Raw genomic sequence first — 11,849 nt, 5'->3', positions numbered from 1 at the left:
ACGGGGCACGATGAACGCGAACTGGGACCACGGCGACATTCAGGGCCTCGTCTTCAGCGGCTACGGCAAGCGGATGGTCGTGGCGTCGTACCACCTGCTGCGGATCGCCGACCCCGCCGCGGCGAAGGCGTGGCTGGCCGACCTCCTCCCGCGGGTGACGCGGGGTGTGCCGGACGACGCCCCGAAGCCGGCCGAGGAACAGAACTTTTGCCTCAACGTCGCCTTCTCCCACGACGGGTTGGCGAAGCTGGGTCTGACGGCGGAGGCCCTCGAAACCTTCGAGCTGGCGTTCCAGGAGGGTATGACCTCGGAGCGGCGCACCCGCATCCTCGCCGACTTCGGCCCGTCGGCCCCCGATCAGTGGGCGTGGGGGAATGCCGCGCACCCGGTCGATGTGCTTCTGTTACTCTTCGCGCCGGATGTGGCCCGCCTCGCGACGCTGGAAGTGGGAGAAGGAGCGAAATACCTGGCCCACGGGCTAACGCAGGTCGTGGCCCCGATCGCCACGACGCCGCTGGAGGGCGCCTCCCGCGAGCACTTCGGCTTCGCCGACGGCATCTCGCAACCCGTCCCCGTCGTTCCAGATGACGACGAGAAAACGCGCAGCGACCCGCAAGCCGTGCCGGCCGGCGAGTTCGTGTTCGGCTACGCGAACGCCTACGGGAACGAGAACCTGATCCCTGGTCGGGAGAAACTTCTCATCGGCCCGGCGAAGAAGCCGTTCGGTACGAACGGCAGCTACGTCGTGTTTCGCCAGTTCGAGCAGGACGTGAGCGCGTTCTGGAACTTCCTCGCCGCGCGGGCCGGCAGTCGCGACCGGGCGGAGTGGCTGGCGGCCAAGATCGTCGGCCGGTGGCCGAGCGGCGCACGGGTCCGCCCCGGCCAGACCGCCGACCCGCTCTCGCTCGTGCCGGACGACGACACGTTCGACCTGACCGACGACCCGCTCGGCCACGGCATGCCGGTGGGGTCGCACGTCCGCCGGTCGAACCCGCGGGGGATGCAGTTGGCCGACGACCCGAAGACTTCGCTCCTGGTCGCCCAACGGCACCGCGTGTTGCGGCGCGGCCGCAATTACGGCCCCCGCGCGGCTGACAAGTACCAGCCCGACGGCCAGAAGCGCGGCCTGCTGTTCATGGCCCTGAACGCGAACATCGACCGGCAGTTCGAATTCATCATGCACACGTGGGTTCACAACCCGGTCTTCGGTTCGCTCTACCAGGAGACCGACCCGCTGATCGGCGACCCGAGCCGGATCGTCGATCCCGTCACGTTTCAGTCGGCCAAGGAAACCACGTTCACCGTGCCGGCCGACCCGTTCCGCGAGCGGGTCCACGGCGTGACGCGGTTCGTGAACGTCGTCGGCGGGGCGTACTTCTTCCTGCCGGGGATGGACGCGCTGGCGGCGCTGGCCGCGGGGTAAGTCCGCGTTGGTTGGTCGAGGCGTGTAGAATATCTGACGGTCCGTCGGCGGACCGCCTGGAGATCGCCCATGAAAATCCTGATCGCGGACGACGACCCCGTCTCCCGCCGGTTGTTACAGAGTTACTTACAGAAGTGGGGGTACGAGGTTACCGTGGCCGTGAACGGCGCGGACGCCTGGCAGCGGTTCGAACAGGGCGACTTCTCCATCGTCATTAGCGATTGGATGATGCCCGAGATGGACGGGCGGGAACTGATCCGCCGCATCCGGGCCAGCACCCGGCCGAACTACGTCTACGCCATCCTGCTCACGTCGCGGTCGCAGAAGGAAGATCTCGTCGAGGGGATGGACGCCGGGGCCGACGACTTCGTGGGCAAGCCGTTCCTCGCGGAAGAGCTGCGAGTCCGCCTGCGGGCGGGCGAGCGAATCGTCAAACTGGAGCAGGCCCTCGCGGAGCAGAACCGCGAACTGCGGGCGGCCCAGGAGTCGCTGCAAAAGGCCGCCGACCGCCCCGGAGGATGAGATGCCGACGCCCACGGCCGACACGCCGAACGGTAAGCCGGACCCCCGCGAGAAGGCGCTGCGAATCAACATCGACCGCGGCCGGTACGGCGCGTTCGCCGAAATCGGCGCGGGGCAGGAAGTCGTCCGCTGGTTCTTCCAGGTCGGCGGGGCGGCCGGGACCATTGCCAAGAGCATCTCCGCCTACGACATGACGATCAGCGACACGTACTACGGCACGTGCGAGCGGTACGTCTGTCGGGCACGGTTGCAGAGCATGCTCGATTTCGAGTTCGAGGGCACCGTCCGCCCGCTCGACGCCGCCCGCGGGGCGACGACGGCGTTCTTCGCCTTCGCCGACACCGTGTCGGCCCGCAACTACAAGGGCACGAACGAGTGCCACGGCTGGCTGGGCGTCAAGTTCCAGGCCCACCCCCGGGCCGCGGCCAGCCAGGTGCTCATCCACGTGCGGATGCTCGACGCCGAGAACGCTCAACAGCAAGAGGCGCTCGGCATCGTCGGCGTGAACCTCCTGTACGGCGCGTTCTTCCACCACCACGAGCCGGAACACCTCCTCGACTCGCTGCTCGACAGCCTCACCGTGCAGCGGCTCGAAATCGACATGGTCGAGTTCTCGGGGGCCGCGTTCCGGGCCGTGGACAACCGCGTCATGAGCCTGAAGCTCGTGCAACTCGGGCTCAGCAACGCGGCCATGTTCGCGGCCGACGGCACGGTCCTTCAGCCCTCGGAAGTGCTGTACAAGAAGCCGATCCTGGTCGAACGCGGCAGCTTCCGCCCGGTCACGCGGGTCCACCTCGACATGCACCGCTGCGCCCGCGAGCAGTTCCTGCAAGAGCCGGCCGTCCGCGGCGAGGCGGTCGTGCAGCTCATGGAACTCACCATGCACAGCCTCATGGTGGCCGGCGAACTGGACTACCAAGACTTCCTCGCGCGGGCCGACCTGCTGGCCGCCGAGGGGATGACGGTGCTCATCTCCAACTACTTCGAGTACTACCGGCTGGCCGCGTACCTCGCCCGGTACACGAAGAAGCAGATCGGCATCGTGATGGGCCTGCCCACCCTCCGCGAGATGTTCGACGAGAAGTTCTACACGCAACTGGAAGGCGGCATCCTGGAGTCGTTCGGTCGGTTGTTCAAGAACGACCTGAAGCTCTACATCTACCCGCTGTTGGACCCGGCCACCGGCGACCTGACGGCGGTTCAGAACCTGGAAGTCTCGCCGAAGCTCCGCAAGCTGTACGGGTACCTGGTAGATAGCCGGTGCATCGAGCAGTTGAACAACTTCGACGACCGCTGCCTGTCGATCTTCACGCCCGACGTGTTGCGGAAGATCGCGGCCAGCGACCCGGCGTGGGAAGAGATGGTCCCGCCCGGCGTCGCGGCGGTCATCAAGGCCCGGGGCTATTTCGGCTATCGGGGCGGCCCGCCGGCGTAGCCTCGGCGGTGCCGGTCAGTTCTTGCAGGGCCGGGACCAACCGCCCGACGGCCGCCTCCAGCGCCACCCACGCGGCCGCGGTGTCGGCCCAGACCTCGTCCCGCCCGGCCTGCTCCAGCCGCCATGCGGCGTCGCACGTCTCCGCGGCGGCGAACGTCCCGGCCGACCCCTTCAGTGTGTGGGCCGCCATGCGGAGTCCCGGCCCGTCCCGATTCGCGATGCCCTCATTGATCTGCCCCATCAGCGTCGGAACTTCGTCCAGGAACAGCCCGGCCAACTCCTTCAGCAAGTCCTTGTCCCCGCCGGTCCGTTCGAGCGCGCCCACCGTGTCGTAGGCCGGGGGCGCGGGAATCGCGATCCCGGTGTCCAGACCTTCGAGGGTGGCGAACAGTTCCTCCGGCCGTAGCGGCTTGGTCACATACCCGTCCATGCCCGCCTCCAGGCACCGCTCCCGGTCGCCCTTCATGGCGTGCGCCGTCATGGCGACGACCGGCATGTGGGTGCCGGTCGTCCGTTCGCGGTCGCGGATGGCGGCGGTCGCCTCGAACCCGTCCATCTCCGGCATCTGCACGTCCATCAGCACCACGTCGAAGGCCGCCCCCTCGCCGAACAGGGCGTCGACGGCCTCGCGGCCGTTGTTGGCCACCACGACCGTATGGCCCCACTTCTTCAGCACCCGCACGGCCAGCGTCTGGTTCACCGCGTTGTCCTCGGCCAGCAGGATGCGGAGATGCCGGCCGCTCGTGCGGGCCGGGGCCGGGTTGGGGGTGGGCGGGTCGGCCGGCACGCCGCCCAGGCTCGTCACCAGCGCGTCCAGCAGTTCGGACTGCTTGATCGGCTTCGACAAGTACGCCGCGATCCCCACTTCGCGGCAGCGGTCGCGCTCCCGGGGGCCGGTCGCGGACGACAGCATGACCAGGCTGGCGTGGGTCAACTCCGGGTGCTGCTTGATCTCCCCCGCCAGCGTGAAGCCGTCCATCCCCGGCATCATGTAGTCGAGCAGCACGATCGCGAACGTCTCGCCGACCTCGGCGGCGTGGCGGAGCGTGTTCAGGGCGGCCGCGCCGCCGTCCACGACGGTCGGCTTCATCCCCCAGATGGTCAAGAGTTCCTGGAGGATGCGGCGGTTTGTGGCGTTATCGTCCACGACCAGCACGGGCAGGTCTTTCAGGGCGACGGTGGAGGTGACCGGGGCCGGGGCCGGACCCGTTTGCAGGCCCAAGCGGGTGGTGAAGTGGAACGTGCTCCCCTCGCCGACGGTACTCTCGACCCACGTGCGGCCGCCGGTCATCTCGGCCAACCGCTGGGAAATCGCGAGGCCCAGCCCGGTGCCGCCGTACTTGCGGGTGGTGGACGTGTCGGCCTGGGAGAACGCCTTGAAGAGGCGGCCGAGCTTTTCGGCGGGGATGCCGATGCCAGTGTCGCGGACGGAGAACTGGAGGACGGCCTCGGTTGCGCTCCGCCACACCACCCCGACGCTCACGACGACCTCGCCCCGCTCGGTGAACTTGATGGCGTTGCCGACGAGGTTGACCACGATCTGCCGGACCCGCCCGGCGTCGCCGACGAGGCGGTCGGGCACGTCCGGTTCCACGCGGCAGGCGAGTTCCAGCCCCTTCGTGGCCGCCCGGTGGGCGAGCGTCTTCATCGTGTCGCCGAGGGCGTCTCGGAGGCCGAACGGGACGGGGTCGAGTTCGAGCTTGCCCGACTCGATCTTGGAGAAGTCGAGGATGTCGTTGAGCAGCGAGAGGAGGGCGTGGGCTGACATCTTCACGGTCGTCATGAACTCCCGCTGGTCGGGGTTGAGGTCGGTGTCGAGGGCCAACTCGGTCATGCCGATGATGCCGTTCATCGGCGTGCGGATTTCGTGGCTCATGTTCGCCAGGAACTCGCCCTTGGCCGTGTTCGCCGCCTCGGCCCCCGCCTTCGCCCGTTGCAGCGCGGCATCGCTGCGGTTCAGCGACGCCGCGCTCCACCAGATGAGCGACGAGAAGACCACGATGTTCGACAAGACGAACAGTGATAGGCCGGTGACCGGTTCGATGAGGGCCTGATCCTCGGCGAACAGGCGGACCCACCCCAGGCCGGCCGGCACCAGAACGGCGGCGGGCAGCAACCGCCGGGCCATGATCCCGCCCGCGCCGCCGGCGGTGACGACCGCCATCAGGCCCGTGTCCGGGCGGGCGGACAGGACGCCCACACTGAGGGCGGCGAAGACAATCGCCGTGATCCAGGCCATCGGGATGAACGACTGAACGCCGGTCAGACCGGCGGCACTGTAGGCGTAGCCGATGAGGACCAGTAGCGCGATCAGCGCGACCGCCAGGGCGAGCGGTTGGGCCGGCCGGAACCGGCGGTCGTTCTGTACGTCCAGGAGCAGCAGGGCCAGGCCGATGATTACCAGGCCGACAGCCGTGTTCGGGGCCATCCGGTTCGGGATGTCGTAGGCCGCCAACCGCTCGGCGAAGAGGATCCGGTCCGGGCCGAAGTCCCACCCGAAGCTGTAGCCCACGAGGCGGAAGGCCCCCAATACCAACGCCCCCGCCGCGCAAAGAATTGCCATCCGGTGGCGGGCCCCCGCCGGCCGGCCCGTGCAGAGCAACCCGAGAGAAGTGCCGGCGAGCAGAAACCCGAGGGCCGTGCCACCCGGGTTCATCGCGATCTTACCCAAAAACACCGTCTTGAGAGCGTCGACGTTGAACGTCCAGCCGAGCAGGACGATGACACTCACGGCCACGGCCGTGAGACTGGCGGCCCGGGAAACGATCCGGTAGCGCCTGATCCACCGGGGGGGAAGGGGGTCGTACACGGGATCGACCTGTGGGGAGAAAGTGGGGTCGTTCGGCGACTAGAACTTGAACGTGAGCCAGGTGTACAGGAAGTCCGCGGGGCGACTGCCCCCGGTCTGGCTCAGGAACGGACCGGGGAAGAAGTGCCCGTAACTGACCAGCAGGTTCGCGTGCTGGTTCAGTCGCACCTGGGCCGTGAAATCGGCTTCCTGCCCCACGCGGCTCCCCGCCCGCCCCGTCGAATCGGTCCGGACGGGCACCCCAGCATTGTTGTACAGCGAGTCGCGGGCCTGTTGCAACCAGAACAGGTGCAATTCGGCGATCAGGGTGACGTGCGGGTCCGGCCGGGCGGTGAGTTGGAAGTTCACGTCCCGCAGGTTCTGCCGGCCGACGATGTCCCCCAGCCCGAGGAAGATGTGCGTCTGCGGAAGGAGTTGGTTGAACGTGCCGCGGCGGCGGTCCGTCGGGTCGGCGTCACCCGACGCCCAGTCGTAGTACGCCCAGAGGGTCGGGGTCGTCGGCACCGCGTCGAACTGGCGGCCGACGCCGACGACGTAGAACCCCGCCGACTGCCGGTCGTGGCCGTACGCGCCGAACTGGTACGCGCCTTCGGCCTCCCACAGCCAGGCGTCGCGGCGGCCCTTCCACCGGCCGCCGACCGTGTTCGCGTCGAACCCGCCCACCACACCGTCCCCGCCGCGGGCCACGGGGTTGCGATTTTCGAGCCGCAGGAAGTAGGCGTCGATCGTCTCGTTCGGCCGGTCGTGCCGGGTGGCGTACAGCCCGGTCAACTGCTGCTTTGGGTCGGACTGGTCGAAGTCGTGGTCGTTGTTGATGTGCTGGGCTAGCGGGACCAATCGCGTCCAGAAGGCGTCCACGTCCCAGGTCTTGCTCGCCAACAACGCCCTGGCCCCGTCGTAGGTGATGCGGGTGTTGGTCCACGGGGCGGACGCGATCAGCCGTTGGTTCCCGTAGTCGAGTTCCTGCCGCCCGACCCGGGCCGTCAGCGTTCCGCCGTTGCTATCTTGCCACGCCCGGAGGTCGCCGAACAGGTTGTTCGAGTCCCACCGATTTTCCTCGCCCAACCGCGGCGGGAGTCGTTCGAACGAACTCGTCGAATCGACCGCCTCGGCGTAGACCCGGAACCATTCGCCGCAGTGCAGGTCGGCGTAGAGCCGCGTTCGCGTCAGCAGAAAATCGTTCCCACGGTTGTTCAGCCGCAGGTTGTACTCGTTGTGAAGCCGGAGACTATACTCGCCGCCGAGGTCGAGGATGGTCCCGGGCACCGGCACGAGCCGTTTGAGTACATCGAAGGGGTCGCGCGACACGAAATTCGGGTCGTCGAGATATCGGAAATCGTTCTTGTAGAAGGGGTCGTGGTACGGGTTGGGCGGTGCCTTTGCGGGCGGGGGCGGGGGCTTCGCTGCGGGTTCGAGCGGCCCAGCGCTGACTTCCGGGATCATCGCTCCGGGGTCTTGGCCGATCGCCGCTGGAACGACGAAGAGGACGTACAGAATCGCGGCGTGCCACAAGACCGGCGAATGCCGAAGCCGACCCATGACAAGTGGTCCGGTAAACCCTCCTCAAACCAACCGGCTGGGGTCGGGCAGAGGTACCAGCCGGGCACACCACACTCCGACGGCAGAAGGTGGTGTAACCCCCTATCGTCTTCTCCTGGGGATGATCTTGCGAGTATCGGGGCAGAAAGAGTTCGCCGAATCCGAATGCGCGATAATCTGGTAGAGAACGGATTCCACCATCGCGAAGGAACGCGCCATGAGTGACACCACTTTCACCCCCGGGCCGACGCCGAACAGCGTGCGGGCCGCCGACGGCAAAGTGCTGACCGCCCCGGCCGGCTGGGTTCTGCTGCCGCCCGGCGATGCCGGCCTGACCCGCCGCGTCAAGGCGGCCGGGGACCACTGGGTCGTGGCCGAGAAGAAGGGGCGAAAGGTCTTCTCCCGCGGCGTCTGGGCGGCCCGAGAGACGATCGAGCGCATCCGGGCCGACCTTGACGCAGAACGAGCGACGGAAGGCTTCGCGAAGAAGAAGGCGGCAGACGCCCAGCGCCGGGAGCGGGCCCAGGCCGAGTACGTCGAGGACTTCCACGGGGCCGTCGTCGCGTTCCTGGCGTTCCACCCGACGCACGCGAACCTCGCGGGGCAGATCGCCCACGCCGTGACCGCCCACGCCACGCCCGTCGGCAGCGGCACCGTCGCCCGGACGAAGCGCATCCCCGTCGAGCAGCGAGCCGAGGCCGCAGTGATCGCGTGGATGCGGCACCAGACGACCGGCTACGACGGCATGACCATCGCCCGCGTGAAGGGCAAGCGGCGGGAAGTCCGGCGGATGCTCGCCCGGCGGTCGGTCGAACTCCTGGGCCGCTACCGCCGCGGCGAACCGGCGGCCGCCACCTGCCCGCTCGCGTCGGCGCTTTCGGCCGCGTGACGCTCGCCGTTGTGTTGGCGGGGAGTCGCCACCCGGTCCGGGTTGACCCCGGCGGGCCGAGTTGGGATGCTACCCGCCCCGACGTGAGGCCCCCCATGCCGCGAATGCTGCTCCTAATCCTGACCCTCGTGTTCCTCCTCGCCCGGCCGGTGGGTGCCCAGGACATTCAGTGGCGGGACGACTACAAAGCGGCCCGGAAGGAAGCGGCCGAGACCGGGAAGGCCCTCTTGCTCGACTTCGGGACCGAGTCGTGCGTGTTCTGTCGCAAGCTCGACGCCACGACTTTCCGTGACCCAGCCGTCGTCAAGCGGTTGGGCGAGCGGTTCATCGCGGTGAAACTCGACGGCCACGCAGAGCGAAAACTGACGGCCGCCCTGGAGGTCACCGCTTACCCGACGATCATCGTCGCGACGGCGGACGGCAAAGTCGTAGGCCGGCACACGGGGTATTTGGACGCGACGCAGATGCTCGAACTGCTAGACAAGGCCCCCGCGATGGCGAAGCAGCCGGTCGCGAGCAAGCCGGAAGAAAAGCGGCGAGTCCCCGAGTCGGTCGGTGCGAGCCTGGAAGCCCTTTACCCGAAGATCGCGGCCGCCCTCAACCGTGGCGATTGAGAACACCGCCGGAGAATGACTTGATGCGCGTGGTGATGAACGGACTCGCCGCCCTGAAGCCGAAGACCGGCATCGGGCACTACGTCGCCCGGCTGCACGCCGAGATGGGCGACGAAGTCGCGCTCTACCCCGGCGACTCGCGCGCTCGCGTCATCCGCCGCTGCCTCAGCCTCGCCAACGGCGGGGGCGGGTCCGGGAAGCCGGGCCGGATGGGATCGCTCGTGCCGGCGTTCAAGGGTTTGCTGAAGCACCTCGGCAAAACGGCCGTGGAGATTCACTTCGCCCGGCACTGCCGCGCGCTCGGCTACCAACTCTACCACGAACCGAACTTCATCCCGTTCGCGACCGGCCTGCCGACCGTCGTCTCGGCCCACGACCTGTCGGTGCTGCTCCACCCCGAATGGCACCCGGCCGACCGCGTCCGCCATCACGAACGGCACTTCGGCCCGGCACTGCGGCGGGCGGAACACATCCTGACGTTGACGCACGAAGTCCGCCGCGAGTTGATCGACCACCTCGGCGTGAAGCCGAACAAGATCACGCCCGTCTGGATCGGCGTCGGCGACGAGTTCCGCCCACTGCCGCCGCAGGAATTGGAAGTCGCCCGCGAGCGCCTGAAACTGCCGCCACGGTATTTCCTGTGCGTCGGCACGATCGAACCACGGAAAAACATCCTCACTGTGCTCAAGGCGTTCGCCGACCTGCCCGCGAACGTGCGCGAAAGCTGCCCGCTGGTCCTCGCCGGGCCGTGGGGCTGGAAGTCGGAGCCGGAACGTGAGTTCCTGGCCGCGCACCCGGCCGGCGTGATCCGCCTCGGCTATGTTAGTGCCGCTGACCTGCCCGCGATCTACGGCGGGGCGACCGCCCTGCTGTTCCCGTCGCACTACGAAGGTTTCGGCCTTCCGCCGGTGGAAATGCTCGCCTGCGGCGGTGGCGTGATCGCGTCGAACTCGTCTGCCGCTGTGCGCGAAGTCGTCGGCCGTCACGCCGCGTTCGTGGAAACGACCGACGTGGCCTCGTGGCGTGAGGTGCTGCACCGGACCGCGACCGACCGCGACTTCGAGGCCGAACTGCGCCGCGGCGGCACGGCCCACGCCCGGCAGTTCACCTGGAAGCGAGCCGCGACCGAAACGCTGGCCGTCTACCGCCAAGTACTGGGGCTGAAACCGACCGCCGTGCCCGTGCGGTGGGCGGCTTGACTGGCCCCGCGACTCAAGCCCGGTTTGCCCGATTCTTGTCGCGCCGGGTTCTAGAATTCCCCCATGACCACCGCTCGCCAAGTCGCCGTCGACGTGTTGAACCTCGCCCGCACCCAGAAGCGGTACGCTTCCGAACTCGTGGACGAGCAAGCCGCCCGTCTCTCGCCGCAAGACCGCCGGCTGGCCGTACAACTCGTGATGGGCGTGGTGCGCCGGCGTGCGACCCTGGACGCTCTGCTGAAGCCTTTCGTCCGCACGCCGACGCACGCCGTCCAGGAACGGGTGTGGGACGTGCTGCACCTCGGCACGTTCCAGATGGCACTGCTGTCGCACATCCCCAAGCACGCGGCCGTCCACGAGTCGGTGGACCTCGCAACCTACGTCGGCAGCCCGCAGGCGAAGGGCTTCGTCAACGGCGTCCTGCGACGGGTCAGTGAACTCGTGACCGACGAGTTCGTGGATTACCCGTACTCCGACACGCTGCCGTTCGAGAACAACTACCGCAAACTCGCAAAGCCGGTGCTGCCGGACCCGGAACGGGACGAGGCCGCGTACCTCGCCGCCGCGTTCTCGTGGCCGCGGTGGCTGGCCGACCGCTGGCTGCCCCGGTACGAGTGGCACAAGTGCCTCCGTCTCGGCTTCTGGTTCAATCAACCGCCGCCGCTGTGGCTGCGCGTGAACAAGTTGAAGACCGACCGCGAGACGTACCGCCTCCGCCTGTCGGCCGCGACGATTGCCGCGGAAGTGGGCGATCACCCGCAATCGCTGAAGTTGCTCGACCACGTGCCCGTCCGTGATCTGCCCGGCTACGCCGAGGGCGATTTCGCGATTCAAGACGTGTCCGCGATGGCCGTGGCGACGGCCCTGAACCCGTCGCCGGGGATGCGCGTCCTCGACCTGTGCGCCGCCCCCGGCGGGAAGACGACGCACCTCGCGGAACTGATGCACAACCGCGGCACCATCGTCGCCTGCGACGTGGAGCAGAAGCGGCTCGACACGGTGACATCGCTCTGTCAGCGGCTCGGCGTCACGATCGTCGAAACGAAACTACTCGGCGAGAACTCCGACCCGCCGGCCGGTCCCTTCCACGCCGCACTACTAGACGTGCCGTGCAGCAACACCGGCGTGTTGGGCCGGCGGCCGGAAGTCCGCTGGCGGATTAAGCCGACCGAGTTCGAACATCTCATCCGCCTGCAAACGCGGCTTCTGCTGCAAGCGATCGAACAAGTCCGGCCCGGCGGCGTGATTGTGTACTCGACGTGCAGCATCGAGCCGGACGAGAACACCGGCGTCGTGAACGCCGTGCGGCGGGCGATCCCCGGCCTGACGCTGGAAGCGGACCACGCCGCGATCCCCGGCCAACCCGGCGACGGCGGCTACTGGGCGAGATTGCGGAAGCCTCAATAAAACCGAATTGTC

At 68.1% G+C, this 11,849-nt stretch carries 9 protein-coding genes; 7 read left to right on the top strand and 2 right to left on the bottom strand.

Going from position 1 to position 11,849, the window contains the following annotated elements; all coding sequences use genetic code 11:
• The first annotated feature begins 10 nt into the window (after positions 1-10).
• From PX52LOC_RS01035 to PX52LOC_RS01025, 3 genes are all read left to right on the top strand, one after another.
• Positions 11-1,423 (top strand): Dyp-type peroxidase, encoded by a 1,413-nt coding sequence (locus tag PX52LOC_RS01035; RefSeq protein WP_149108334.1) that lies wholly within the window; start codon positions 11-13, stop codon positions 1,421-1,423.
• Positions 1,424-1,492: 69 nt separating this feature from the next.
• Entirely contained in the window at positions 1,493-1,945 is a 453-nt protein-coding gene (locus tag PX52LOC_RS01030; protein WP_149108333.1) for a response regulator, read from the top strand.
• Between the two features lies 1 nt (position 1,946).
• Positions 1,947-3,380 (top strand): TonB-dependent receptor, encoded by a 1,434-nt coding sequence (locus tag PX52LOC_RS01025; RefSeq protein ID WP_149108332.1) that lies wholly within the window; start codon positions 1,947-1,949, stop codon positions 3,378-3,380.
• Here PX52LOC_RS01025 and PX52LOC_RS01020 read toward each other — a convergent pair.
• On the bottom strand, positions 3,334-6,117 hold the full coding sequence (locus tag PX52LOC_RS01020) for a response regulator (RefSeq protein ID WP_149108331.1): 2,784 nt from the start codon (positions 6,115-6,117) through the stop codon (positions 3,334-3,336). The genes PX52LOC_RS01025 and PX52LOC_RS01020 overlap by 47 nt on opposite strands.
• A gap of 111 nt (positions 6,118-6,228) precedes the next feature.
• Positions 6,229-7,728, bottom strand: coding sequence for an alginate export family protein (locus PX52LOC_RS01015; protein WP_149108330.1), 1,500 nt, complete (start codon positions 7,726-7,728; stop codon positions 6,229-6,231).
• Between the two features lie 217 nt (positions 7,729-7,945).
• Between PX52LOC_RS01015 and PX52LOC_RS01010 the strand changes: the two genes are divergently transcribed.
• From PX52LOC_RS01010 to rsmB, 4 genes are all read left to right on the top strand, one after another.
• On the top strand, positions 7,946-8,617 hold the full coding sequence (locus PX52LOC_RS01010; protein ID WP_149108329.1) for a DUF2293 domain-containing protein: 672 nt from the start codon (positions 7,946-7,948) through the stop codon (positions 8,615-8,617).
• Positions 8,618-8,712: 95 nt separating this feature from the next.
• Complete coding sequence (locus PX52LOC_RS01005; protein ID WP_149108328.1) at positions 8,713-9,231, top strand: thioredoxin family protein; 519 nt, start codon at positions 8,713-8,715, stop codon at positions 9,229-9,231.
• 23 nt (positions 9,232-9,254) lie between these two features.
• Complete coding sequence (locus PX52LOC_RS01000) at positions 9,255-10,430, top strand: glycosyltransferase family 4 protein (protein WP_149108327.1); 1,176 nt, start codon at positions 9,255-9,257, stop codon at positions 10,428-10,430.
• 63 nt (positions 10,431-10,493) lie between these two features.
• The gene (gene rsmB, locus PX52LOC_RS00995; RefSeq protein ID WP_149108326.1) at positions 10,494-11,837 is read left to right on the top strand and encodes a 16S rRNA (cytosine(967)-C(5))-methyltransferase RsmB; all 1,344 of its coding nucleotides are present in this window, start codon (positions 10,494-10,496) and stop codon (positions 11,835-11,837) included.
• Positions 11,838-11,849 lie beyond the last annotated feature (12 nt).

This window comes from Limnoglobus roseus, from assembly GCF_008254045.1.
Lineage (GTDB): Bacteria > Planctomycetota > Planctomycetia > Gemmatales > Gemmataceae > Limnoglobus > Limnoglobus roseus.
Note: the sequence above shows the minus strand (reverse complement) of the source record. Positions and strands in the feature narration are given on the sequence as shown.